The 23,880-nt window shown below is 46.8% G+C and carries 25 protein-coding genes; 12 read left to right on the top strand and 13 right to left on the bottom strand.

Going from position 1 to position 23,880, the window contains the following annotated elements; genetic code table 11:
• The first annotated feature begins 39 nt into the window (after positions 1-39).
• Complete coding sequence (locus tag MKY22_RS15575; protein ID WP_050677188.1) at positions 40-339, top strand: DUF3817 domain-containing protein; 300 nt, start codon at positions 40-42, stop codon at positions 337-339.
• A gap of 104 nt (positions 340-443) precedes the next feature.
• A complete protein-coding gene (locus MKY22_RS15570; RefSeq protein ID WP_023469749.1) occupies positions 444-1,676 on the top strand; it encodes a DEAD/DEAH box helicase in 1,233 nt (410 codons plus the stop codon).
• Positions 1,677-1,742: 66 nt separating this feature from the next.
• On the opposite strand, the gene MKY22_RS15565 is transcribed toward MKY22_RS15570, so the two are convergent.
• The 3 genes from MKY22_RS15565 to MKY22_RS15555 all read right to left on the bottom strand — a co-directional run bounded on the left by MKY22_RS15565 (position 1,743) and on the right by MKY22_RS15555 (position 4,075).
• Positions 1,743-2,156, bottom strand: a complete 414-nt coding sequence (locus MKY22_RS15565; protein ID WP_023469748.1) for a DUF2231 domain-containing protein — start codon at positions 2,154-2,156, stop codon at positions 1,743-1,745.
• A 79-nt stretch (positions 2,157-2,235) separates the two neighbouring features.
• Positions 2,236-3,405 carry a sensor histidine kinase gene (locus MKY22_RS15560; RefSeq protein WP_341089841.1) on the bottom strand — a complete coding sequence of 390 codons (1,170 nt, stop codon included), beginning with the start codon at positions 3,403-3,405 and terminating at the stop codon, positions 2,236-2,238.
• Positions 3,398-4,075 (bottom strand): response regulator transcription factor, encoded by a 678-nt coding sequence (locus MKY22_RS15555; protein WP_058704367.1) that lies wholly within the window; start codon positions 4,073-4,075, stop codon positions 3,398-3,400. Before MKY22_RS15555 ends, MKY22_RS15560 begins: the two co-directional genes overlap by 8 nt.
• Positions 4,076-4,176: 101 nt before the next feature.
• On the opposite strand from MKY22_RS15555, the gene MKY22_RS15550 reads away from it, so the two are divergent.
• From MKY22_RS15550 to MKY22_RS15540, 3 genes are read left to right on the top strand one after another with little or no spacing between them, the layout of a single operon-like run.
• On the top strand, positions 4,177-4,485 hold the full coding sequence (locus MKY22_RS15550) for a hypothetical protein (protein ID WP_058704368.1): 309 nt from the start codon (positions 4,177-4,179) through the stop codon (positions 4,483-4,485).
• A gap of 11 nt (positions 4,486-4,496) precedes the next feature.
• Complete coding sequence (locus MKY22_RS15545; RefSeq protein ID WP_341089837.1) at positions 4,497-5,387, top strand: FAD:protein FMN transferase; 891 nt, start codon at positions 4,497-4,499, stop codon at positions 5,385-5,387.
• Positions 5,375-5,953, top strand: coding sequence for a hypothetical protein (locus MKY22_RS15540; protein ID WP_290779992.1), 579 nt, complete (start codon positions 5,375-5,377; stop codon positions 5,951-5,953). Before MKY22_RS15545 ends, MKY22_RS15540 begins: the two co-directional genes overlap by 13 nt.
• Before the next feature lie 9 nt (positions 5,954-5,962).
• Here the strand turns inward: MKY22_RS15540 and MKY22_RS15535 are convergent, their stop codons facing one another.
• From MKY22_RS15535 to MKY22_RS15520, 4 genes are all read right to left on the bottom strand, one after another.
• Positions 5,963-6,748 (bottom strand): alpha/beta hydrolase family protein, encoded by a 786-nt coding sequence (locus tag MKY22_RS15535; RefSeq protein ID WP_341089831.1) that lies wholly within the window; start codon positions 6,746-6,748, stop codon positions 5,963-5,965.
• A 132-nt stretch (positions 6,749-6,880) separates the two neighbouring features.
• A complete protein-coding gene (locus tag MKY22_RS15530) occupies positions 6,881-8,437 on the bottom strand; it encodes an ABC-F family ATP-binding cassette domain-containing protein (protein ID WP_050677180.1) in 1,557 nt (518 codons plus the stop codon).
• Between the two features lie 31 nt (positions 8,438-8,468).
• Positions 8,469-8,642, bottom strand: a complete 174-nt coding sequence (locus MKY22_RS15525; RefSeq protein ID WP_023469740.1) for a hypothetical protein — start codon at positions 8,640-8,642, stop codon at positions 8,469-8,471.
• 86 nt (positions 8,643-8,728) lie between these two features.
• Positions 8,729-9,172, bottom strand: a complete 444-nt coding sequence (locus MKY22_RS15520) for a hypothetical protein (protein WP_341089827.1) — start codon at positions 9,170-9,172, stop codon at positions 8,729-8,731.
• A 147-nt stretch (positions 9,173-9,319) separates the two neighbouring features.
• On the opposite strand from MKY22_RS15520, the gene MKY22_RS15515 reads away from it, so the two are divergent.
• The 5 genes from MKY22_RS15515 (at position 9,320) to MKY22_RS15495 (ending at position 15,046) form a co-directional block, all read left to right on the top strand.
• Positions 9,320-9,649, top strand: coding sequence for a hypothetical protein (locus tag MKY22_RS15515; protein ID WP_035395686.1), 330 nt, complete (start codon positions 9,320-9,322; stop codon positions 9,647-9,649).
• A complete protein-coding gene (locus MKY22_RS15510) occupies positions 9,646-10,845 on the top strand; it encodes a glutathionylspermidine synthase family protein (protein ID WP_341089825.1) in 1,200 nt (399 codons plus the stop codon). Before MKY22_RS15515 ends, MKY22_RS15510 begins: the two co-directional genes overlap by 4 nt.
• A 20-nt stretch (positions 10,846-10,865) precedes the next feature.
• Positions 10,866-11,501: a hypothetical protein gene (locus tag MKY22_RS15505; protein WP_058704374.1), complete on the top strand. Its 636-nt coding sequence runs from the start codon at positions 10,866-10,868 to the stop codon at positions 11,499-11,501.
• A 159-nt stretch (positions 11,502-11,660) separates the two neighbouring features.
• Positions 11,661-13,244, top strand: a complete 1,584-nt coding sequence (locus MKY22_RS15500; protein ID WP_341089823.1) for an IS1182 family transposase — start codon at positions 11,661-11,663, stop codon at positions 13,242-13,244.
• A gap of 308 nt (positions 13,245-13,552) precedes the next feature.
• Positions 13,553-15,046 (top strand): peptide MFS transporter, encoded by a 1,494-nt coding sequence (locus tag MKY22_RS15495; protein ID WP_341089821.1) that lies wholly within the window; start codon positions 13,553-13,555, stop codon positions 15,044-15,046.
• A 44-nt stretch (positions 15,047-15,090) separates the two neighbouring features.
• Here the strand turns inward: MKY22_RS15495 and MKY22_RS15490 are convergent, their stop codons facing one another.
• Positions 15,091-16,347: a purine/pyrimidine permease gene (locus tag MKY22_RS15490; protein WP_231681714.1), complete on the bottom strand. Its 1,257-nt coding sequence runs from the start codon at positions 16,345-16,347 to the stop codon at positions 15,091-15,093.
• Positions 16,348-16,520: 173 nt separating this feature from the next.
• Between MKY22_RS15490 and MKY22_RS15485 the strand changes: the two genes are divergently transcribed.
• Positions 16,521-17,216, top strand: coding sequence for an alpha/beta hydrolase (locus tag MKY22_RS15485; RefSeq protein ID WP_341089817.1), 696 nt, complete (start codon positions 16,521-16,523; stop codon positions 17,214-17,216).
• 87 nt (positions 17,217-17,303) lie between these two features.
• Here the strand turns inward: MKY22_RS15485 and MKY22_RS15480 are convergent, their stop codons facing one another.
• The 5 genes from MKY22_RS15480 to MKY22_RS15460 form a co-directional block, all read right to left on the bottom strand.
• Complete coding sequence (locus MKY22_RS15480) at positions 17,304-18,239, bottom strand: carbohydrate kinase family protein (RefSeq protein ID WP_341089815.1); 936 nt, start codon at positions 18,237-18,239, stop codon at positions 17,304-17,306.
• Positions 18,226-19,068 (bottom strand): PRD domain-containing protein, encoded by an 843-nt coding sequence (locus MKY22_RS15475; protein ID WP_231681717.1) that lies wholly within the window; start codon positions 19,066-19,068, stop codon positions 18,226-18,228. Before MKY22_RS15475 ends, MKY22_RS15480 begins: the two co-directional genes overlap by 14 nt.
• A gap of 126 nt (positions 19,069-19,194) precedes the next feature.
• Positions 19,195-20,607, bottom strand: coding sequence for a sucrose-specific PTS transporter subunit IIBC (locus MKY22_RS15470; protein ID WP_341089813.1), 1,413 nt, complete (start codon positions 20,605-20,607; stop codon positions 19,195-19,197).
• Positions 20,608-20,776: 169 nt separating this feature from the next.
• A complete protein-coding gene (locus tag MKY22_RS15465; protein ID WP_341089811.1) occupies positions 20,777-21,580 on the bottom strand; it encodes an endonuclease/exonuclease/phosphatase family protein in 804 nt (267 codons plus the stop codon).
• 86 nt (positions 21,581-21,666) lie between these two features.
• The gene (locus MKY22_RS15460; RefSeq protein WP_341089809.1) at positions 21,667-23,334 is read right to left on the bottom strand and encodes a PTS transporter subunit IIBC; all 1,668 of its coding nucleotides are present in this window, start codon (positions 23,332-23,334) and stop codon (positions 21,667-21,669) included.
• A 252-nt stretch (positions 23,335-23,586) separates the two neighbouring features.
• Here MKY22_RS15460 and MKY22_RS15455 point away from each other — a divergent pair, with 252 nt between their 5' ends.
• Entirely contained in the window at positions 23,587-23,874 is a 288-nt protein-coding gene (locus MKY22_RS15455; RefSeq protein WP_214856688.1) for a helix-turn-helix domain-containing protein, read from the top strand.
• The last annotated feature ends 6 nt before the right edge of the window (positions 23,875-23,880 follow it).

Genomic DNA, 23,880 nt, shown 5'->3' with positions numbered 1-23,880 from the left:
GTATACTAAGAACAGGAATCAAGAAAAAGGAGTGACGGGATGTTAAGAACTACGCTTGGGCAATTCCGAATGATTGCGATACTAGAAGGAATCTCGTTTTTAGTCTTACTGTTGATTGCGATGCCGTTGAAGTATATGGCGGATATTCCGCAAGCTGTTTCGGTCGTTGGTGCACTTCACGGTGTCTTATTCGTCATGTATGCACTCTGGCTCGCGGTCGTGAAATTCAAATACGATTGGTCGATTATCAAGGCTGGGATTGCGTTCATTGCATCATTCATCCCGTTTGGTACATTCGTGCTCGACTGGAAGCTAAAACAGGAAGCAACAAACGCGTAAATTGTGTATACTGAATAGAGCACGGCTGTGGATAACTGTTTTTGTCTATGCGAAGCAGGTTATCCACAGCTTTTTTCTGTGGATAATTTTTAGGAGGATATATCATGTCAACATTTGAAACATTACACATCAGCGATCTGTGGATAAAAAAATTACAAAAACAAGGCATCAAGGAGCCAACACCCATTCAAGAACAAGCGATTCCGTCATTACTCGACGGACGTGACTTGATTGGGCAGGCGCAAACGGGAACAGGAAAGACGTTAGCGTTTCTCTTACCAATCCTTGAGCAAATCGATGTCGAATCACAAACGGTTCAAGCATTGATTGTTGCACCAACACGTGAACTTGCGCGTCAAATTGCCGATGAGACGCATAAACTGATTCGGAACACGGAACAGTATCGTGCACTTGCTGTATATGGCGGACAAGACGTCTTTAAACAGATTCAACGTCTCGGTCGGATGCCACAAATCATCATTGGGACACCAGGACGAATTCTTGACCACGTCGGTCGCGGTACACTTGATTTAAGTGAATTACGGACGCTTGTCTTGGATGAGGCGGACCAAATGCTGCAAATCGGTTTCTTGCCAGAAATTGAAGACATCATCGAAGCAGCACCGGTTGATCGTCAATTCGTCATGTTATCTGCAACGATGCCACCGAAAGTAGAGGAACTGGCGAAAACGTATTTGCGTAATCCAGTCGAAGTACAGGTGGAAGCGGAAAGCATTACTGTTGAAGCGATCGAACAGTTCGTCGTCGAGACGACGGATCGCCGCAAACAAGCGACACTGCGGACGATGCTTGACGAGATGCGTCCATACGCAGCAATCATTTTCTGCCGTACACAACGTCGCGTTAGTAAATTGAACGAAGAAATGCAGATGCAAGGGTATCCGACGGATGAATTGCACGGTGGACTAACGCAAGGGAAACGGGAAAAAGCGATGGCAAAGTTCTATCAAGGAAAAACACAATTCCTGATCGCAACAGATGTTGCTTCGCGTGGACTCGATGTGACAGGTGTGACACACGTCTTTAACTATGATTTACCGGACGATGCGGAAAGCTACGTTCACCGAATCGGTCGGACGGGACGTGCTGGGAACGACGGTATTGCCGTTTCCATCGTGACACCGAAAGATGGTCGGACGTTCCGTGATATGGAACGGGAATTGAACATCTCGGTCACGCCGATCGTCGTCGAATTGTCTGAAGAGGCGATTCGCGCACAGCACGATCAAAGTAAAGGATCACGGAAGACGACAGAAGGACGCGGAAACACGCGTCGTTCGAATAACCGTCGCCCGGGACGTGCACATCGTAAATAAATCGAAACAACATACAAGAGCCGGTCTACTTCTCTCATCAAAAGAGAAAATAGACCGGCTCTTGTATTATTTGGCATAGACCATTTGACCACCGAGATGACCAGTATAAGCAAGTAGTCCGCTACCGACGATGGCAACAACGAAACTGAGTAATAAAAACATTTTTTTGTTCGAGCGGTAACCCAACAAAAGAAATAACAGTGAGACACCAAAGGCAACAAGACTGAACAACGCGAAATGCTCATGATTTTCGATGGCAGCATGGGTAACGCTGCTTAAGTTCGCTTCCGCATACTCCTCTGCCCCGTCTCCAGACAAATAGGCAGCAACTCCAGAAATCAGACCGACGACTAACGTAAAAAGGGCAAACAGTTTGAATTGTGTCCACTTCAGACTGATGAGTAATAGGATCGTCGCAAATAATAAAAGTGCAATCGGTGCATGGACAAGAAGTGGATGAAGCGGTACGTTCCCCAACATATCAAAAACCTCCTTGGATAAGTATGGTAAAGCATAATTTCACTTTACCCTGCTTATCTGACAGTTAACTGACATCGTTTTAAAGAGTGGGGAAATGAATGATGAACCGTGTGCCCTCACCTAATGTTGAATCAATGGAAATCGTTCCACCATGTTGCTCCGCAATGGATTGAGCGATTGATAACCCAAGACCAGTTCCTGTTCCGTGACGCGAATGGTCCCCCCGGTAAAAACGCTCGAATATTTTAGTTTGTTGATTGGAAGCGATACCGATTCCACGGTCCTGTATCATCAACTGGCGTTCTGTAGTAGTTTCTTCGAGGGAGACATCAATGACGTCATCACTGTAGACGAGAGCATTCTCAAGAAAGACCGTCAATAAGCGGTTCAATTGATGGGCATCCCCTTTCATGCGTAAGTTAGGCGCAATCGAAGCATGGATGACACGATCCGAGTAGGCATGCTGAAAACGTTCGACAGTCTTTTGGACGAGTGAACTAAGATCAACTTCCTGTTTCGGTGAAGGTTGTCCTTCTCGCGCAAGTAATAATAAATCAGAGACTAAATACTGCATGCCTGCCGTTTCTGCTTTAATGTCCTCTAGAATCGTACGTCCTTCATTCGAAAGTGATTCCGCTTCTAGCAATTCAATTCCGCTATAGACGATTGTCAGAGGTGTCCGTAGTTCATGTGAAGCATCGGACGTAAAACGACGTTGGCGATCGAATGCTTGTTGCACCGGAATGACGGCTCGACCAGCAAGGATGTATCCGACTAGCGTCAGGACAATCGTTGCGAGCACCGCGATCCCCGCCAGAACGGCAATCAATCGCTGTAAGGTGTCTTCGGTCGGAGAGATGTCCTTCATCAGTAGTAGTCGTCCTTCTTCGGTACTCCGTTGATACAGCAAGAAGTGTCGATCATCCCATTCCACTTGTTTCGTCGTATCATTCGAACTTAAAAAACGGCGTAGTGTTTTCATCTCGACGCCAGGCGGCAGACTTGCATAGCGTTCGTTTCCTGAACCGTCGAGTAACTGGAAGTAGATCGGATTTCGAATGAATTGGTCTTCCGCATGCTCGATCCGTTCGAAGATATCTCGATCAGATACGCCCTTCAATTGATTCAATTCCATCCGATTCAGCAATTGGGCGTTTGTGACATACACTCCGATCAGGATGAGGACTAGTACAAGAAAAAACGAACCACTGAATAACAAGGTTAGTCGTTTTCGAATCGATTCAAGCATGCGGATCACCTAAACGATAACCGAATCCGCGAACTGTCCGAATCAAATTAGGAGCTCCGACCGCATCTAATTTTTTCCGAACGAGTCGGACGAGTGCATCGAGCGCGTTATCCGTAATATCCGCTCCGATCCCCCATACGACTTCGATGATCAATTCACGACTCATCACCTGTTCAGGTCGTCTTAAGAGCAAAGAAAGGAATTCAAATTCACGTCGTGTTAAATCGATTGGATGTCGCTCGTAGGAAATCGTTTGTGAGGACAGATCGAGGACTAGTCCATTGAAAGAGACCGTTGACACGAATGCCTTTTGTTGACGACGACTGAGCGCGCGCAGTCGTGCCAGTAATTCATTCGATTGAAACGGTTTAACGAGATAGTCATCGGCTCCACTATCGAGACCATGAACGAGATCGATTTCCGTATCACGAGCAGTCAGCATCAAGATGCCGCCTTCGAACTGTTCTTGGCGTAAGGTAGCGGCGACTTCGATTCCGCTCTTACGAGGCATCATCCAATCGAGAACGAGTAAGTCATAGCGATACGTCTGACATTGGAGGAGTGCTTCCACTCCATCCTGCGCAACATCTACCTGATATCCTGCCCGCTCTAAATGGAGGCGTAACATCTTCGCAAGACGCTGATCATCTTCTGCTACCAAAACGCGCATGCACATCGCTCCTCTTTTTTTCTCATTATCCCATAGTTGCCGTCAGTTAGTTGTCAGTTTTTTTCGATACAGTAAACGTAACAAGAAGGGAGAGGAAACAGATGAAACCCAAACCATTTGCGAAATGGCTCGTCGGGCTTAGTAGTTCCGTCTTCATCGGACTCGCCATTGGTCAGTTGAGTGTCAGTTCGAACGATTCCTCGACGACACCTGTTTCGACAGGCGATACGTATTCGAACGATACGACATTACCATCTCAAGGGAATCAATATAGCGATGATGAAGGCGAATACGAAGGGGATGATGGATATTACGAAGAAGACGATGATGATCAATGGCAAGGTGATGAATCGTCTGGCTTCAGTCAACCCGGCGGATCGAGTGACGGTCAGTCTAGCCATTCGAGGTAAGGAGGAGGAAGATGGAGCGACAATTGTATGCGATGCATAATCAGGTGCGGTTCGTAACGGATCAGCTGATCGATGAAGCAGAATGGGAGGAACTTGTCCGATTCTTTCATTATGTGGATCGGCAGTGGTCACGCTTTGATGAGCAAAGCGAAGTCAGTCGATTGAATCGCTTACGGATTGGCGACACGTTATCGGTGTCCTTACCGTTAGCCCGCTTGCTTGCCCGCGCCACACGATATTTCGAGCAGACCGAACGTTATTTTTCCCCATTCCTGCTGGCGCAACAACAAGCCAATGGCTATCGCCAATCATTTCCATTCACACAAGCTGTCGCTTATGAAGAGGTTGCTCCACCAGAGATCGCCCCGTTCATCATTGAAGGATGTGACGTGACTCGAGTCGGAGGCGGTTTTATCGACCTAGGTGGAATCGGAAAAGGAGCTGCCGCGATGATTGCAGCGCAACGACTACGAAAAAGCTGGAATCGTGGATTGATTGAAGCGGGAGGCGACGTCATCGTCTGGTCCGATGAGGAACCATGGAATATCACGATCACGCATCCCGAGACCGAACAACGCGTCGCTGATGTGCAGTTGCGACAAGGCGCGGTCGCGACATCGAACCGCGTCTACCGATCGTGGAAGACGGACGGACAGACGCATCATCATTTATTAGATGGACGAACAGGACGTCCGACGAAAAGTCCGATTCTTCAAGTGACCGCATATGCGCCACAACTCTATGAAGCGGAAGTCATGACGAAACTTGCCTTTCAGATGACAGAGACAGAACGTCAAGAAAAGCTGTTTCGTTGGTTTCCAAAAGGACGATTATTGATTTTGGATACTGCTGGGGAATGGCGAAGTGAACAGAAAGGAGTGAGTGAGACATGGACTGGATGAAATGGTTGTTCTCAACATGGACGATGATCCGGTTGAGTGGATTAAGTGGGCACTTCTTCATGACGATTTCAGTCTTAGCGGGATTGCTCGGTTCCTACCCGGCACTCAAAAAACAAAAAGCACGACTGCATCACGTGCATTTATATAGTGGCTGGGCAGGTTTGCTCGCAATCGTCCTTCATGCGACGCTCATCATCGTCGATTCATACGCACCACTGACGATCTTTGAAGTCCTGATTCCGGGCCAAGCTTCTTATGAACCACTCTGGAATGCGCTAGGAACGATCAGTCTCTACTTATTCGGCTTCGTTCTCGTGACATCAGATTTCTTAAAGGAGACGTTAGGCAAGACGCTTTGGAAATTGACGCACTGGCTTGTCTTACCTGCTTGGCTATTAATGACGGCACATGGTCTTTTCATCGGTACGGATATCGGAACCCTGTTCACGACGATTTGGTACGCTATCTCATCACTGACGATGTTTACGCTCGTCCTTTATCGGATGCGGATTCGTCCTGTGCAACGAAATCAAACTTCAGCAAAAGAGCGCTCAGTCGTACGCTGAGCGCTCTTTTTATTGTCGGGCGAGCCAAGACGTCCATTCGTTAAAGGCAGCGTCCCGATTTTCGATATAGTTGTGATCACTATCGACGATCGCTTCCTCGAACGGACTGCCGGGTAGCAATAAGTCATGATGGAGTGCTTTGATCGATGTTTCGTCCCGTTCTGACGTCATAAGCAACATCGAGCGATCGGCTAGACGTTCTTTTAGCGTCAGTAAATTCCAAGTCGTATGATGGTGCTTCAACTCATCGAGTAACGCGTCAGCAACGGCACCATTCAGGAACGAAGCTCCTCGTTCGAGTACACCGTGTAGCGCAGCTTCGTATTCCGGATGTTCGAGGACGAGCTGACCGACGAGACCAAAATTAAACGGAGAGATTCCGACATAATGTGCAGCCTCCGGTGTCTCAGCAAAAGCATGTAGACCGGCGAATCCACCCATGCTATGACCAACGACGGTAATCTGATCCGCCTTGATGCCATGTTCGGCAGTGAAAGGCTCTGAGCAGACGTGCTGTAGTGTCGCGGTCGCGTCTTCCAAAACATGTTGGAATCGGAAGGTTCCAGGGCTCCCGATCGTTCCACGATACGACGTGACGAGTACATGGTATCCTGCGCTTTGAAGTTGAACTGCCCAGTCCATGTTCAACTGTTTCCCGGGAAATCCGTGGAAGAGGACAATCAGTGGAGCATCCGCTGTATGTTCAGGTGAATAGAGACGGGCAATCAACTGTTCTGAACCACCGCTTGGAACATGGAGATAGGATAGTGTTGCCTTTTTCGTGATCGTTTCCAAAAAAACACGCTCCTTCATAATCATTTTCTAAGTCTTAGTGTGCGTGAAGATGCACGATCATGCAATGATTAAGTGTGTGAACTAAAAAGATGGGATACCCTTCTGGGCATCCCATCTTTTGTATGGTGTAGCTTAGAATACTTTTGTCGTCCATGATTCACAGTTCCATAAGTCTGTCGCAACAGCTTCATAGAATTCTGGTTCGTGTGAGATCAACAGGACGGTTCCTTTGTACTCTTGTAACGCACGTTTTAATTCTTCTTTGGCTTCGACGTCCAAGTGGTTCGTCGGCTCATCGAGTACGAGGATGTTCGATTCCGTATTCATCAATTTACAAAGACGGACTTTCGCTTTTTCCCCACCGCTGAGCACTTCGATTTTCGATTCGATGTGTTTCGTCATCAAACCACACTTCGCGAGCATGGCACGGACTTGTTGTTGTGTCAGAGACGGGAACGTATTCCAAATCTCTTCGATACACGTATTCGAGTTCTTCTCTTTAACTTCTTGTTCGAAGTACCCGATATGCAAGTTCTCGCCTCGCTCAACGACACCCGAGACAGCTGAAATTTCACCGAGCAAACTCTTGAGCAACGTCGATTTACCGATTCCGTTCGCACCGTGCAACGCAATCTTCTGCCCACGTTCGATCGTCAGATCAAGAGGGCGCGAAAGTGGCTCATCGTATCCGATGACGAGACCTTTTGCTTCGAACATCAATTTACTTGGTGTCCGTGCTTGGAGGAAGTGGAACTCTGGTTTTGGACGCTCTTGCGCAAGTTCGATGACATCCATCTTATCGAGCTTCTTCTGACGTGACATCGCCATGTTCCGTGTCGAGACACGTGCCTTGTTCCGGGCAACGAAGTCCTTCAACTCAGAGATTTCCTGCTGTTGACGCTTGAACGCAGACTCGAGTTGCTTTTTCTTCGCTTCATGGATCGTAACGAAGTTGTCGTAATCACCGACATAACGATTCAATTCTTGATTTTCCATATGATAAATCAAGTTGATGACGCTATTGAGGAATGGAATGTCGTGCGAAATCAAGATGAACGCATTCTCATATTCATTCAAGTAGCGTTTCAACCATTCGATATGCTGGACATCGAGATAGTTGGTCGGCTCATCAAGTAAGAGAATGTCCGGTTTTTCAAGAAGGAGTTTGGCGAGCAAGATTTTCGTCCGCTGTCCACCACTGAGCTCTTGTACATCCCGGTCGAGTCCGATCTCATCGAGCCCAAGACCGCGCGCGATTTCTTCGACTTTTGCATCGATCGTATAGAAGTCGTTATTCGTCAGAATGTCCTGCAAGACGCCGACTTCTTCGAGCATTTTTTCCAGTTCCTCTGGCTCGACTTCGCCCATTTTACCGTACAAATCATTGATTTCCTGTTCGATGTCGAACATGTACTGGAATGCACCTTTAAGTGCATCGCGGATGGTTAATCCTTTTTCAAGGACAGCGTGCTGATCCAAATAACCAACGCGTACATGCTTCGCCCATTCGACTTTTCCTTCATCCGGCTCAAGTTGCGACGTAATGATGTTCATGAACGTCGATTTTCCTTCACCGTTCGCACCGACGAGACCGATGTGCTCGCCTTTTAACAGGCGGAAGGAGACATTTTCGAAAATGGCGCGGTCACCGAATCCGTGACTTAAGTTAGATACCGTTAAAATACTCATAATTACTCCTTATTTCATGAATTCCTGTGACTTAGACGCCTGTCCGTTTTTTCTGGTTGTTTGCTTTTTTCGTCTGTTGGCTCGTCAATTGTTTCGTTTGTGTTCCTTGTAAGCCAGTCGGACGTTTTGTTTGCGCTTGTTTTTTTGCTTTCAAGCGTTCAATCATTGCCTCTTGCAATGATAGTTTTTTTGGTTGTTCACTCATGTTCGTTCACCTCGATTGATTCGTTCTTACTTTCTAGTATGCCAAAAAAAACGTCTCTTGGAAATGAAGAGACCTGATTTTACATCTCAAAGTGTATCGGCAAGATAGACGACGTAACAATTTCGGTCGATATCGATTTCACAGCTGTCACGCTCAAACACACCGTGGCCTTCGACTTCGATCTTGTCTTTGATCAAAAAACGCATCGCTTGGATGTGATTCGGAACCGTTGATGTCTTTAGGAGCGGTTGAGCGCTGTCGGACAAATACTGTCTGAACTCGATATGAATTTGGTGCGGTGGATAAACGCGTTCTTCTGTCGCACGCGGTGATGCCTTGATATGATCGACGATCAATTGATCGTAATCACCTGCCATCTCATTGGAACGAAGCTCGTATTGATGTCCTTCGATGATATGGAATTCACAGAGTTGGTGGGCGATGATCTCTTCCGGTTCGATCGCATAGCGATCATATTGATAGATCGGCTGGAATTCACCATTTTCTTCAACGTAGTAGGCAAGTGACATGCGTAAATCCTCCTTTTCATTCTATAGATACTATTACCACCTTCAAGGAAAAAAAGTTCCGGCAGAACAAAGAAACTTTTCTCTCCAAAAAAGCGTATACTATCCATAAAGAGAGTAAAAGGAAAGGGGACTGAGACGGTGAATTGGATGAAACAAGCGACACTAGCTGCAACACTGTTGATCGGAACGACACTGAGTGGGTGTGGATCGGATGATGCACGAGCGGAACGACCAGATGATCCGGATTGTGATGACTATGAGTATGATAATGATGAAGGCGTTTGGTACTGTGATGATAGTTCATCAACCCATTCAGGATACTATTACTGGGGTGGTAGTTATTTCGCATCACGTGCCTTGATGCATAGTGCGATGCGAACAAAAGGGTATACGCCGAAATCAAAAGAAGTAAAGAGTTATAACACGAAGACAAAGGGATTCGGAACAGGCTCATCTTCCGGCTTTTTCGGCGGATGAACAGACGACAAACCTTTTACGGAGACATCGATCGTTTTTGGGATGTGCTAGACGGGGAACCGTACGCTGTGACGGAAATCATGCCTATCTCGGACGAACGAATCACTCAACTGCATATCGCAGCGCAAGAAGTTTACAAGATATTTGAAAAAGTACTTCCGATTCTTCGATCGATGGATGATGAGGCACTGCTCGAGCTTGGCTTTCCAGTTGAAAGTCTCGCTTTTTTACGACTCGAGACGATGCGACCATTGACCGTCATCGGACGCTTTGATTTCATTGCGACGGCAGATCGTATCTCACTCATGGAATGGAACGCGGATACGCCGACTTTCATTAAAGAAGTATTTGAAGTCAATGATGTCGTAGCGGAAAAACAAGGTTTTGAACGGGTCAACGATGGGGAAAACAAATGGCTGAAGGCAACTGTCTGTCGTGCGATCGAAGCCGCGATACATCGGACGAAACAGCATCCGCATGTCGTCTTCACCTCACATGGTGACCACATCGAGGATCGATTGACGGCTGAGTATTTGCAGTCGTTTTGGAGTGATGCGACCTATTGTCCACTTCATGCATTAGAGATTCGTCCGGAAGAAGGTCTGTACGATGAGGCTGGTAAAAGAATCGATATCTTATATCGTCAAACCTTTCCGATCGAGATGGCCTTACTTGACCGGGATGAGGACGGAAGAAATTTAGGACAATTACTCCTGCAACTCGTCGAGACGGGTCGACTCGAAATCATCAACCCGCCGTCTGCCTTTTTAATGCAAGCTAAGTCGGTTCTTGCATTGATCTGGATGTTGCATGAAGCCAATCATCCGTACTTGAGCGAAACGGACCACATGACGATTGCGCGTTATTTTTTACCGACGTACTTATCCGCTGATCCATTCATTTCAAGCCAGCGATCATTCGTTAAAAAACCGATTTTCGGGCGTGAGGGAGATACCGTGACGGTCCATGATGGACACGGAAATATCATGTTAAAGAACGAACAGCATACGTTTCGTGATCAACCGGCTGTTTATCAAGCGTATCAAGAATTACCGACGTACTCACTTCGGGAAGAGGGAGAAGTCGCGTATATGTACGGTGTCTTTATTTTAGGAGGAAGACCAAGTGCGATTGGTGTCCGTGCCGGAGAACGGATTACTGGAAACCGTTCTTATTTCGTACCAATTGGTCGATAGCATGAAGGAGGGAGAAACGTATGAGAGCAGCAATTTTAGGAGCATCTGGTCTAGTCGGACAAGAACTCGTGGATCGTTTGTTGGCAGAAGATGCATATAGCGAGGTACATGTTCTCGTTCGCCGCCCGATGCGCCGTTTTCATCCGAAATTGGAAGAGTGGGTGATTGATTTTGATCGTGTGACAGAAATCGAATTACCTGTCGTTGACCATGTCTATTGTGCACTGGGCACGACGATCAAACAAGCAGGATCGCAAGAGGCGTTTCGTTTGGTTGACTACACATATCCGATTGAACTTGGCCGTGAATTGTTAGACCTCGGGGCGACACGATTTGCCTTGATTTCGGCGCTCGGTGCCCATCCGAATGCCAAAACCTTCTACAATCGCGTAAAAGGGGACACGGAAAACGGATTACGTGTACTGGGGTATGACGCGTTATTGATTTTTAGACCATCCTTGTTATTAGGGGATCGAGATGAATTCCGCTTAGGCGAACAAGCGGCTGCGAAAATTTCGACGGTCTTACGCCCCTTGTTGAAGCGGAGCGCCATTGCTCCGATCGAAGCTGGTCAAGTCGCTGCGGCGATGATCCGTGAAACATTACATGCACCGCCTGGAATTACAATCATCGAATCGAAACAGATGCAATCCTGAGGCTGGGACATAACTCAGTTTCACAAACAAAAGGCCCTCGAAACGACTATACGTTTCGAGGGCCTTGTTCTATGAAGAAAAACCGATTCTGAATAAACAAATAAGGACAACCTCTGATAAAGTTAAAGTGACCAAACCATAACCATCGGAGGTGCCCTTATGTTTAAAGATTATAACATGAACCAGCTGGTTCTGCCCTTAGATTTAGAAGTTCGTCTTCAAGAAAACGATATCGCGTTCGCTGTCCACCATCTCGTCGAATCCATTCCAGACGATGTGTTCGAGCCTTTCATGCGCACGACAGGATGCCCGGCTTACCATCCACGCATGATGATGAAAATCATCTTATGTGCCTACACACAATCGGTCTTCTCCGGTCGGAAGATTGAAGGATTACTATCCGATAGTCTGCGGATGATGTGGCTAGCACAAGGGAATGCGCCGAGCTATCGTACCATCAACCGTTTTCGAGTGCATCCCGCAGTCACTCCGATATTGAAGCAAGCCTTCGTTACCTTCCGTTGCCATCTCGTCGAGATGGGAGAAATCAATGAAGAAGCCATCTTTATCGATGGTACAAAGTTAGAGGCGAATGCGAACCGATATACCTTTGTTTGGCGGAAATCGATTGAACGTCATAGTGCGTCTCTCGTGGACAAATCGAATCGTATCTATGACAACCTCGTCGAACAAGACATCCTACCGGAAATTGAACGAGAAAGCCCGGACGAGCTCACTCTCTCAGAACTCGAACACATGGGTGAAGCTGTAGACGCACATATCGCTTCCATCAACCAAAAAATCGAGGCGAGTACGGACACTCAAGAAAGAAAACGTCTGCGTTCTGAACGGAAGGAACCACGTCTCCTTCGAAAGGAGATTACAGATTTCATCGAGCGGAAACAGAGATACGCCCTTCAAAAGAGGACGCTCGCTGGACGGAACAGCTATTCGAAAACGGACACAGACGCGACGTTCATGCGAATGAAGGAAGATCATATGCAAAATGGACAACTCAAACCAGGCTATAACGTTCAAATCGCGACCGAAGGACAATACACACTCGCTTATGATATTTATCCGAATCCGACGGATGCCCGGACGTTACTCCCCTTTTTAGATGAGGTCAGCTCATATTTACCACTACCACCGCATATCGTTGCGGATGCCGGCTATGGGAGTCAGGAGAATTATCAGGATATTCTGATGCGCCGTGGGCGCATTCCACTCATCCCTTACACGATGTTCGAAAAAGAAAAGTCGCGAAAATGGCGCAACGATCCCTTTAACACAGCGAACTGGTCTTACGATGAAACGGCGGATCGGTTTGTGTGCCCGAATGGACAGGACGTAACGTTCCGTTACATGTCCAAGAGAACAGATCGTTACGGATTCACGCGTGATTTCAAGGTGTATGAAAGTGAAGGGTGTGATGGCTGCCCGTTCCGCTCCCGTTGTACAAAGGCCGAAGAAGGGCGTCACCGACAGGTACACATAAACACTTCATGGGAAGAACAAAAAGAACAGATGAAAAAATGGCTTTCAGATCAAAAAACAGGATCCCTCTATGCGAAACGGAAGATAGACGTGGAACCAGTTTTTGGATATCTGAAGGCTAATTTGAGTTTCACTCGCTTTTCTGTGCGAGGAAAAGCGAAGGTGAAGCGTGAGCTCGGCTTCATCCTCATGGCCGTAAATTTGAGGAAATGGCTCATCCAAAGCGTTGCCCGAAGGGCAGCTTGACGAGAGACGATGAAAAAAGAAGGAATTGCACATCCTGAGTGATGGCAATTCCTTCTTTTCGTTAAATTCAGCTAGTTATGTCCCAGCCTCTTTTTGTTATTCTTGTAACGTAAATAATATTTGACTCATCAAATGATTTGCTGTTGAATGGTAAAGTGCTGTCTCATATATAAAAAAAGAAGTGAGACAATTCAGGCAAAACAGTGTATTCGTATCCTATCTGTTTCGTCACGCTTATCGTTTGGGGAAAGCGGGAAAAAGATGATGGATTATGCACTTATTTAGGATTGATGAAAGGAGCCGATCATATGGCAGAGTTTGATCGCGATCAGGTCTACAAGACCGTTCCGCAAAAAGGATTCTTCGGGAATCCGAAAGGGTTGTTCACCCTCTTCTTCACTGAGTTTTGGGAGCGTTTCTCCTACTATGGCATGCGTGCCATCCTTATCTTCTACATGTACGATTCAGTTGCCAACGGTGGTCTAGGTATCGATAAGACGACAGCTGCGTCAATCATGGCCGTTTATGGTTCGCTCGTCTACATGTCAGGGATCATTGGGGGATGGGTAGCTGACCGTTTACTCGGTACGTCACGCACCGTCTTCTATGGTGGTATCTTGATCATGCTAGGGCATATCGTCCTTGCTTTACCAGCAGGCATTACAGCTCTCTTCATCTCGATGGGACTTATCGTCATCGGTACTGGTTTCTTGAAACCGAACGTATCGAATATCGTCGGTGATTTGTACAGCAAGACGGATAACCGCCGCGATGCTGGTTTTAGTATCTTCTACATGGGGATCAACGCTGGGGCATTCCTCTCACCACTCGTCGTCGGTGAAGTGGCTGACCGTGGTGGATATCACGCTGGTTTCGCACTCGCTGCCATCGGGATGTTCGCAGGACTTGTCGTCTTCGTCTTGACGAAAAAGAAAAACCTTGGTCAAGCGGGTACGTACGTCTTGAACCCATTAAAAGGGGACGAGAAAAAACGCTTCATCACGATCGCATCAATCGTTGTCGTCGTCGTTGCGGTACTCGGTGTCGTTGCATCGATGACAGGACTGTTGACGATTTCTCGTTTTACTTTAATGGTCACGATTCTCGGGATCTTGATTCCGATCGCTTACTTCACAGTCATGCTTCGTAGTCCAAAGATCACGGATGATGAGCGCTCACGTTTGATTGCGTATATTCCTTTGTTCATCGCAGCAGCGATTTTCTGGGCAATCCAAGAACAAGGTTCATACGTCCTCTCCATCTTCGCAAGTGAACGGACGAATCTTTCATTCTTAGGATTTGAGATTCAACCGGCATTCTTCCAATCGTTGAATCCGCTCTTCATCATCGTGTTAGCACCTGTTTTTGCGAGCTTCTGGGTCAAACTCGGTGACCGTCAACCAACGACGATGCAAAAGTTCTCGTTTGGTCTTCTGTTCGCTGGACTTTCGTTCATCGTCATGACACTACCAGGTATCCTGTTCGGTGTGGAGACGTCAGTTAGTCCACTCTGGCTTGCACTGAGCTTCTTCCTCGTCGTCATCGGTGAGCTCTTCTTGTCACCAGTCGGTCTATCGGCAACAACAAAACTGGCGCCGGCTGCCTTCTCAGCGCAAACGATGAGTCTGTGGTTCTTGACGAACGCAACGGGTCAAGCGGTCAACGCACAAATCGTTAAATACTACACGAATGACACGGAGATTTTGTACTTCGGTATCACGGGTATCGTTGCCGTCATCTTCGGATTACTTTTGTTCGCTTTCGCATCAAAACTTCAAAAATACATGCGCGGTATTCGCTGATGCATGAAAAAAGACGCTTTCTCGATCGAGAAAGCGTCTTTTTATTAATCATTCGTCCGGATATGGCGTAACCCTTCTGCGAGCAAGGCGACCAATGTTCCGAGGACGAGACCGTTTGACATCAGGGTCGTCACGAGTGGCGGTAAATCGGCCGTTGCCCCTTTCGGTAGTAACAACGCACCGATGCCGACGAGGACCGGGAGACCGACCGTGATCATCGCCGTTTGACGATTCAAGTCGCGGGCTGCTTCCGTGACGCCGATGATCGCCATCCCGGCAACAATCGGTGCGACCATCGCATAACCGACAGCGACGGGGATTTTAGCGATCAAACCGACGAATGGTGTCACGATACTGAGGAAAAGGCACGTGATGTTCGCATAGACGAACGCTTTGCGGTCCGTGTTATCTGTTGAGGCAATAAAACCAGCCGTTCCGGAAATGGCGACAGGACCGACTGTACCGAACAAACCAGCGAAGAGTTGTCCGATACCAGCCGTGATACCAGCTGTTCCGACTTGTCCTTTAACGGTTTCACCACGCTTGGCACTGATGATTCGTTCAATGACTTTAATGTTTGCTAAGACGTTCGTCATTAACAACAACGAGATGATGAGAGCTGTCGGTAATAAGCTCCAGTCGACATGAATACCGCCGAACGGCAACAAGCTCGGTAAAGTGAACAGTGGACCGTCGAAGCTTGGCATCTCGGCACGACCGATCAATGCAAACATGCTCCAACCGACGAGTAACGTGATTAATAAAGCGTACTGGCGTAAGCGATCGCTTCGTTCTAAATAAAGCGAGATCAAGACCGTCAGAATCGAGATGACGGCAGGTAATACTTGAATTCGTCCATCCTCGATATTGAGCAATCCTTTCATGACGGATCCGGACAGCTGTGCCGACAGCAACAGCATGTAGACACCGATGACTTGCGGTGTAAAAAGAGGGACTAAGCGCCGTAAGACACCTGTCATCGTCAAGACGATACAGATGATACCGCTGAGTAGGAGTAAGAATCCAAGCGACTGTAACGTGTTTGAATAACTGCCGTACAATGTGACACCAATCGACGAATAAAGGGCAAATACACCCCACCAAATTCCAGCAGGACCTTCCATGATTGGTAGACGGTGTCCGAGCAGGACTTGAAAGAGACTTAAGATGGCAAATACGAATAGACAACGAGATAAGAAGGAAAGCGTCTCGGCACCCGAGAGTTCAAACGATGCTGCGATGGCAAGGGGCGGGGCAATGTTAGTACAGATGATGAATAAAAACCATTGAATCGTAGACACAAGGGTACGCGGCAAAACGTGAATCTCCTTTCGAAAAAACAATATTGGTTTCATCTTAAACTAATTCATGAAAAAGCGATAGGGATGCTTACAATGACTGAAAATTCTAATATTTGTTTTCGTATGTGATTTAACACATAATGTGGGGTATAACGATAACGGGAGGGAATGAGATGAAAAAATGGAGTATACGAATCATTGGAACGATTGCTGCGCTGTTGGCACTGCTCGTAGTTGCCTTCATGATTTGGGCACAGTTCGACTATGATGCTTCTACGCAAGCGAAGTCTTACGTGGAGACAGATACACCCCGTCAACTGACATTTGGAAAGAAGACGAGTGATGTCGGATTCATCTTTTATCAAGGGGCAAAAGTCGATGCAGCGGCCTACAGTTATTACGGTAAGCAACTAGCGAAAGACGGGCACTTCGTCGTCATCCCGAAGCTACCGTTTCGGATTGCGTTGCTTGACTCAAACGAAGGACTCGATATCATCGAGGAATATCCGCAAATCAAAAAATGGTATCTGATCGGGCATTCGCTCGGTGGAAGCGCAGCTTCAACGATCGTTGAACAACATCCAAAAATTAAGGGGATCGTTTTCCTCGCGTCCTATCCGATTGATTCGATTGATGTGCCCTCGTTGACGATTTATGGGGGACGAGATGGTGTCTTACCAGTCGCTGATATCGAAAAAAGTAAACAGGACGTTCGAAAAGATGCGGTATTCCATGAAATCAAGCAAGGGAACCACGCGAACTTTGGTATGTACGGTCGACAAAAAGGGGACAATAGCAGCCCATTAACGTCAAAAGAACAACAGGATGAGTCATTAGATGAAATCAAACGATTTATCGATACACCTTAATCGATTCATCAATCAAACGAAAAGGATGGAGAGATTTCGGCACTGAGTCCGGAATCTCTCCATCCTTATTTCTACTGAGTCATCGATTCAACTCAAGCGATGAGCGACTTCGTCGAGCGTTGGCAAAGCAGCCATCGCTCCTTTGACGGAAGCAGCAAGTCCGCCTGAAATCGCTGCGAATCGACCGATGTCGCGAAGTTCATCTTCAGACCAATCAAATGAAAAATCGCGTAACGCACACTGGTAGAGTAAACCGGACATGAAGGCATCTCCAGCTCCTGTCGTATCGATTGCGTCGACCGTAATCGCATCGATGACAGCCATCGCACGATCCGTATAGAGAATCGATCCTTCACTTCCTCGCGTGATGGCAAGAAGACGAATCGGATATTCAGCTAACAATTCAGCAGCCCCGTCATCAAGATTCGTTTGTCCAGTTAGAAACGTCAATTCTTCCTCAGCAAGTTTGACGATTTGTGCATCCGGTAGGACAGACCGGATCGTCGTCCGCGCTTCGTCAAGATTCGGCCATAACGACTCTCGTAAGTTCGGATCGTAAGAAACCGGTACTTCGTGTGCTTTTGCACGTGCGATGGCTTTTCGTGTCGCGTTGACGGATTCTCCAGTGATTAAAGAAATCGAACCGATGTGTAATAAATCGACGGATGTGAAATCCTCCGGGACATGTGTTTCGTGAAATTGCATATCAGCGCGCTCCGCGTTGATGAACTCGAACGACCGCTCTCCATCCTGACCGTTCGTAACGAGCACAAGTCCTGTTTTTTGCGTCGAATCGTGGACGAGATGATCGGTACGAACACCATAATGATGTAACGTATCTTTCAAGAAGTGTCCCATCGAATCATCACCGACAGCTCCAAGAAAATAACTATCAGCGCCTAATCGAGCGAGTCCGACAGAGACATTGGCAGGAGCACCTCCAGGATTTTTTTGAAACGTCATGTTTTCAGCATCAAGAGGAATCAAATCAATCAATGCTTCCCCCAAACTAAAGATTTTCATACGTAGAACTCCTTTCAAGATCCGGACGAATCCGTTCGATGTGTAAAGCCATATAGCCGATTTCTGATTCAGGTACACGTGTATCGAGTTCGACAGTCAACCAATTGCCCATTTGACTCGCACAGGCATAAGCCTCAGCATAACGTGTTTTGACGGCAGATAAAATCACATCATCCATGTCGTGTAAGGTTTCTCCTTGTTCAATTCGGGCGAGGACCAATTTCATATGCGTGAAGAAACGATAATACGTCATCGATGAGGTCTCGATCGTTTGTCCAAAAAAGACTTCAATCTGTTCGCGCAGTTCATTGAGTAACGTCACCGTCTGCAAAGCAGTTGCCATGTTCGGATGAGTCTGGCGTGCATTATATAAGTGAAGCGCGATGTTCGCTGCTTCTTCTTTAGGGAGGGTGACCTGTAACGCGCGTTCGATTTCAAGGACTGCCCATTCTCCGATCGCATACTCCGGTCCATATAAAAGACGAATCTCTTCCGCTAGTCGATTATGCACGACGAGTTGTTCACGTGCTAGCCGTACGGCATGAGCGAGGTGATCCGTCAGACTGACATGAATATAGTCATGAAACGGCGTCTGAAGTTCACCTTCTGCATGCGAGATGATGCGTTCGGATAAGTCGATGATCTCGAGTGGTGTCGTCGTCAGAATCTCTTTGAACTGTTCCGCATTTTCAAACGAAGGGATGAACATTTTTTCGATCTTCGTCGCTTGGATCGGATCTTTTTTCTTTTTTCCAAAGGCGATACCGGGTCCCATGACGATGCGTTCTTGTCCATTTTCTTTAACGACAACTGCATTGTTGTTGAGGATTTTATGAATAATCAGCCTGACGTCCTCCTTTCCAGTCTTTTCTTTATTATAAAGCGAACGTAGACGCTTTGCGAACCGACAAATGCGACCACCGAGTCAGTGGACCCGGTTTGGTCGCATGAAGGATTAAGCAGCAATGTCTGTTTCTTTTTGTTTACGTGCATCAAGACGCATCAAGACGACAGTCGAAACAAAAGCAGTGACGACCGCAATCACGAATCCAACGAGGTAGTTGATCAAATTCGTTGCACCGAGCGGGGCGACGATCGCGATCATCGGGATTCCAGTTAGTCCGTAGGCGTTCGCCGCGACTTGCGTCAAGACGACATAACCGCCACCAATCGCACCACCGATTGCACCGCCGATGAATGGTTTTCCAAGACGTAAGTTGACGCCGTAGATGACAGGTTCCGTGATACCGAGAAAGGCTGAGAACGCAGACGGTAGGGCAAGTGCTTTGAGTTTGACGTTCTTTGTCAAGAAGTAGACGGCAAGTCCGGCACCGCCTTGAGCGACGTTCGCCATCGACCAGATCGGTAAAAGGAAGTTCTTTCCGATACTTTTATCGGCAAGTAACCCTGCTTCGATTGCATGGAAACTGTGATGCATCCCAGTGATGACGATCGTCGAGTAAAGTCCACCAAAGAGGAGACCAGCGACGACTGAGAACTGTTCGTAGAAGAAGACGAGTACGAATGAGATTCCTTTCCCGAGCAACGTTCCGATTGGACCGATGACGATCAACGCCAGGAAACCAGTGACGAGGACCGTAACGAATGGTGTGACGAGTAAGTCGAGCGTCTCGGGTGTTCGTTTCCGGACTTGTTGTTCAATCTTTGCCATGACCCAGACAGTTAAGAGAACCGGGAAGACCGTTCCTTGGTATCCGATTAACTCGATGTTCATTCCGAGGAATTTCATGACTTCAGGATCACTGTTCCCAAGTGTCCATGGATTCAAGAGGGACGGGTGTGTCATGATTCCCCCGATGACGGCACCGAGATACGGATTTGCACCGAATTCACGAGCTGCCGAGAAACCGATCAGAATCGGTAAGATGATGAAGGCTGAAGACGAGAACATATCAAGTAGTTGAACGATCGGCGAATTGCCCTCGACCCAACCGAATGCCTTGATCATACCGAGTAATCCCATCAAGAGACCAGCTGCGACGATTGCCGGAATGAGTGGAACGAAGACGTTCGAGAGCGAACGGGCAAGACGGGCGAACGGGTTTAATTTTTGCGATGCAGCCTTTTTAACGTCGAGTGGCTCTTCTCCATCGACTTTCACACCAGCGAGTGGTGCAAACGCAGCGAATACCTTATTAACGGTACCGGTCCCGAAGATGATTTGATATTGACCAGAGCTCGAGAAGGCACCACTTACACCATCCAAATCTTCAAGTGCCGCTTGATCGACCTTTGATTCGTCATGCAAGACAAGGCGTAAGCGTGTCGCACAGTGAGCGGCAGTGATGATGTTCTCACGTCCGCCGACGAGTTCGAGCACACGTTTAGCAGTTTGTTGATAATCCATCGGAAAAGTCCTCCTTTTTCATGAAACGTGCTGAATGAGACAAAAAAAGGCAAGACCGAACAACACCTCTCCTAACGAGGTGTCATTTCGGTCTTGCCAGCCGTACTGTCACAATCCGCACTATTGATTTGATTTCATCTTAAAGGAGAAAAGAAAGCGTTGTCAATACTTAATATTCATTTTTTTGAATCTGAATATCGACCTCAACCCCGTAGTGATCGGAAACGACGGGACCGTGAATCCCATCAAACACGACACCGACGCGTTCAACGTCAATTTTCCGATTCGATAAGACGAGATCAATCCGCAATCCTTGTTGATTGTCTTCCCATCCATCGATGTTGCCATTGATCGTCTCAATTCCGACTGTTTCCTTAGCTAGCAGGAAGACATCGTGCAATCCCCGTTGCATCATATAGTCATAACCTGTATTTCGTTCTAAGGCATCGTTGTTGAAATCACCGAGGAAGAATGTCCATTCGAGTGGATCCATCCGAGCCATCAAATGATTGAATTGTTCCTGGAACGGTTCGACTTCATCTGCCCACCAGCCAAGATGACATGTATTGAACGTAATCGGTGTACCGTCGACTTGGATCGTCGCACGGACGATTTTTCGTGATTTCCAATCGAATGTATCTTGACTACGACTAACATAATAACTGTCCGATTTTAAGATTGGATGTTTCGTCAAAAGAGCGAGTCCTTCTTCATACTTATCATAGCCGATATGAGCAAAATCCCAGACGAGGGAGTAGGTTTGACCTTGTTCTTTTAACGCTTGCTGGATCAAATAGGCAAAATTATCGTTGCGCACATCGTCATAGACGATGGGTGTATCCATCAATTGACTCACTTCTTGCAGTGCGATGACATCATAATCTTGAGCGAGAATTTGTTGAACGATCTGGTTTAATTTTTCGAGTGGCTGTTCTTCCTGCCACGAATGACAATTTAGTGTGAGTAGACGCATGAGTGGTCCTCCTGATTTTTCAAATAAGAAAGGTGAAACTCTTATAAAAGAGCTTCACCTTTAGGTAGTTCCCTAATCTCGCAGGTTTATGCGCCGATCCGGTCTTGGATATCTGATTTTAAGATATCGGCTTTTGGACCGTAGATGGCTTGCACGCCATTGTTCTTAAGGATCAGACCAAGTGCACCGTTTGCTTTCCAGTCTGCTTCTTTTGCAACAAGCGCTGGATCTTTGACAGTGACACGAAGACGCGTCATGCAGGCATCGACGTCCTCGATGTTTTGCTGTCCACCAAGCAAATCGATGATTTGTGAAGCTTGCGAATCGTCGGCAGGAGCTGATGTCGCAGCAGCCTCACCTGAAGCTTCAGTTGTAGATACGTTGATATCGTCCAGATAGTTCCCGTTACGACCTGGTGTCGCATAGTTGAACTTCTTGATGACGAAACGGAACGTGAAGAAGTTCAAGAAGAAGAAGAACACACAGACACCGATGAAACGAATTAAATCACCAATTAATCCAGCTTTTGCAATCAATGGAATCCGCGTCAAGAGTTCGATCGCACCGAATGCGTGAATCCGAAGATGCATGACATCTGCTAGTGCGAAAGCAACACCCGTGAGCACAGCATAGATGACGTAAAGAACAGGAGCGATGAACATGAACATGAATTCGATTGGCTCCGTGACACCTGTCAAGAAAACTGCAAGTCCAGCAGATAAGAAGACAGGTTTGTATGCTTTCTTCTTATCTTCATCAACTGACATGTACATTGCGACAGCAATACCAATCAATGAAGCAAGTGATGTGACGACTTGTCCTTCTTTAAAACGAGCAGGAACGACACTGTTGATTAAGTCATTGTATCCTTGTGTGTTGCCGGCTTGTTTTAAATTAACGAGGTCAGTGATCCAAGCTAACCAAAGCGGATCTTGACCAGCAACCGTCGATCCTTGAGCAGCACCTGTCAGGATTTTGTACGTTCCACCGAGTTCCGTGTAGTTCATCGGGACAGTCAACATGTGATGAAGACCGAACGGAAGTAATAGACGCTCGAGTGTACCGTATACGAACGGTGCAATGATCGGTGCAGAATCACGTGAAGAGGCAATCCAGCGACCGAAGTCATTCAATAAGCCTTGAACGAACGGCCAAACGAGTGATAAGGCGAATGCTGCAACGACTGATCCACCAATGACGACGAATGGTACAAAACGTTTTCCGTTGAAGAATGCAAGCGCATCTGGCAATTTACTGAAGTTATAAAATTTATTAAAGAGAACGGCACCAAGGAAACCAGAGATGATTCCGACGAATACTCCCATGTTGAGAGCAGGTGCCCCTAAAACTGAAGTGAAATAATCTTTTACGATGAGCTCAGAACCAAGCAATGAATCGACCGTTGCTTTTGGGTCCGCGATCATGTCAGCGTTGACACCGAAGATAGCTCCTGTGACACGGTTGATCAAAATGAAGGCGAGTAACGCTGCGAACGCACCACCAGCACGTTCTTTTGCCCATGACCCACCAATCGCGACGGCGAATAAGACATGAAGGTTCGTAATGATAGCCCAACCTAAATCTTCAACGATTCGAGCAATCGTTTGCATTAACGCGATATCGCCTCCATACATGCCGATCAGTTTCCCGACCGAGATCATGATTCCTGCAGCAGGCATAACCGCGATGACGACCATCAAGGCTTTACCGAGTTTTTGCCAAAAATCGAACGAAATAGCATTTTTCAAGATCATTCACTCCTTTTGTATCTCTTTTTCTCTAATATGTGTGTAAGAACAGTGCAATAATGTAAGCGATTAATGCAACCGTTTGCATATAGAATTGTAAGCGATAACTTTTTAAAAAGCTAGTGTTTTATAAGAAAAATATTTAAATTTTATTTTGATTAAAAATTGATAGTTCGGAAAGGTATTCAGATTTAAAAAAAGTGGGAATAAGACTACAGTGAACGTTGTTTGGTTTCAAAAAGAAAAGATGTTGGGCGGATGAAAGAAGGGATTCAACCGATCGGGCAGTACGGTCAGCGGATTCGTACATTACGAGAACGTCATCAGTTAGATCAGCATACATTAGCTGAATTGACTAAAATGACACCTGAGGTGATTCGATGTATCGAAAATAGCATTGTGGATCCGTCTTTTTCGATGATTGAGCGGCTGGTCCGTGCTTTGCAGATTACTTCGGATCATTTGTTACGGCATATTTATATTTGGTCATCTGAAGTCATCGGTCAGCACGATCGTACGACCTTGATCGACATCCCATCGAGTTAATAGGTA

It is taken from the genome of Exiguobacterium sp. FSL W8-0210, from assembly GCF_038006045.1.
GTDB lineage: Bacteria > Bacillota > Bacilli > Exiguobacteriales > Exiguobacteriaceae > Exiguobacterium_A.
The sequence above is the reverse complement of the archived record's forward strand: the minus strand, read 5'-3'. Positions and strand labels throughout refer to the sequence as shown.